Genomic DNA, 1,767 nt, shown 5'->3' on the forward strand with positions numbered 1-1,767 from the left:
TGTTGCTATCGGCGACTTGTTCTATATTACACCTCTAACTTACAATCGTCAATATGTTTTTATAAAAAACTTCATTTTTTATAAATCCCATTTACTTTAGCAAATAATCTATTTACATATCTCTTCTATAAGAATATATAAGCAACCCATAAAACACCCCATGGGTTGCTATTCCACTAAAAACCTAGTCTTCTTTTGAAGGAACCGAACAACTTCCATCAGTACAAGACATATCGCTTCCTTCGTCTGATGAAAACTCTTGTAACTTAGGCGCAGGATTCTCTTCCTCCCACACTTGCTGAAGTGCACCAACAAAAGTTTCAAGTGGTTGCGCACCTGAAATAGCATATTTTTGATTAATAATAAAATAAGGTACTCCCGAAATTTGATATTGCTGTGCAATCGCTTCATCAACTCTAACATCATTCGCATAAGCACTTTTGTTATTGATAACATCTAAAACCTCTTGCTTATCTAATCCCGACTTTTCAGCAATAGCAGCAAGTGTTTCCACATCACTTAAGTTTTGTGATTCAGTAAAATATGCAAAAAGAAGATTTTCTGTAATCTCTTTTTCCTTTCCTTGATCCTTCGCAAATTTTGCAAGACGATGCGCATCAAAGGTATTTGTCGGCTTCATCTCTTCAAAATTAAAGCTTAAACCCATACTTGCTGCATGATTTCCTAGTTGTATGTTATTACGCTTAGCTTCTTCAACACTAATTCCATATTTTGATGCAAGTACTTCATTAATACTCATCCCAGAGTAAACAGGAGCATTCGGATCTAATTCAAAACTTTTAAACTCAACTTCAACATCGCCCCTATGCGGGAATTGTTCCAAAGCCATTTCTAATCTACGCTTCCCAATATAGCAAAACGGGCATACAAAATCAGACCAAACCTCAATTTTCATAAGAACACCTCATTAACATTTAGTTTCCAATCATTGTAGCACCAAGATTAAGGAATTCAAAAATTTTTGCTCTATCTCCTTCATATAGTACATGCAAAAGTAGACTTATAGCAGAATACCTAAATAACAAAAAACGATAATCAAAAGGATAAGCTATTACCCTCCGATTATCGTATATAACAGTAAACAACTTTAATTATGCCGGAATCTACTTTCTCCACTTCTCCATGTCCCGCACCTGGAACGTTCAATTTCTCTTTTTCTACTTTTGCAGCATTATATACTTCATCTAACATTTCAAAAGGAACAACTATATCAGCATCTCCATGAATGAATAGCATCTACGTTTTACTTTTGGCAACTTGCTTAATAGCTGAAGTCTCTTCTAAATCATACCCAGCCCTCAATTTAGTTACTGTATTAGGTTTATATTTTGATACAAAGTTTGCATTCTTTTCTTCATTTGTAGCCAATCCATCTCCCGATGCACTCACTGTTTCCACTAGGTAAGGATTATCCTCCAAAAATTCTTTTTCTCGTTTCGCATTCAATGCATAATTATAAAAATAATTCCCGACTAACATATACGCAATTGCTAGAAGGAATAAAACCACTATATTGACACTCCCACCCCTAAAGGGGCAAGCTAACTAACATCAGTGGATTCTTACTACTCACTATCAAAGCCGAAGTCCATTTTTGGGATCGCGCCGGTGTGCAAAGTGGCGATGTGCCATCACCAGTCTCACGACAAAGCCTATAGGTTCTTGTTCAGATCTTTTAGCTTCTTCAATGAATTTCTTAAACTATTAATAATAAACTTATTTTATAAAACACAAAAAAGACGAGTC

General features: G+C 35.3%; 1 protein-coding gene and 1 pseudogene. Both read right to left on the bottom strand.

The features are described from left to right. Positions 1–184: 184 nt before the first annotated feature. Entirely contained in the window at positions 185–916 is a 732-nt protein-coding gene (locus COI75_RS17135; RefSeq protein WP_000687952.1) for a DsbA family oxidoreductase, read from the bottom strand. A 167-nt stretch (positions 917–1,083) separates the two neighbouring features. Beyond that, a pseudogene (locus COI75_RS27370) lies at positions 1,084–1,500 on the bottom strand (hypothetical protein). Positions 1,501–1,767 lie beyond the last annotated feature (267 nt).

The sequence above is a fragment of the Bacillus cereus genome, assembly GCF_002564555.1.
GTDB classification, from domain to species: domain Bacteria; phylum Bacillota; class Bacilli; order Bacillales; family Bacillaceae_G; genus Bacillus_A; species Bacillus_A cereus_K.

Coding starts and splice junctions, on each gene's coding strand:
- COI75_RS17135 (WP_000687952.1), bottom strand. CDS start 916: ATGAAAATTGAGGTTTGGTCTGATTTTGTATGCCCGTTTTGCTATATT.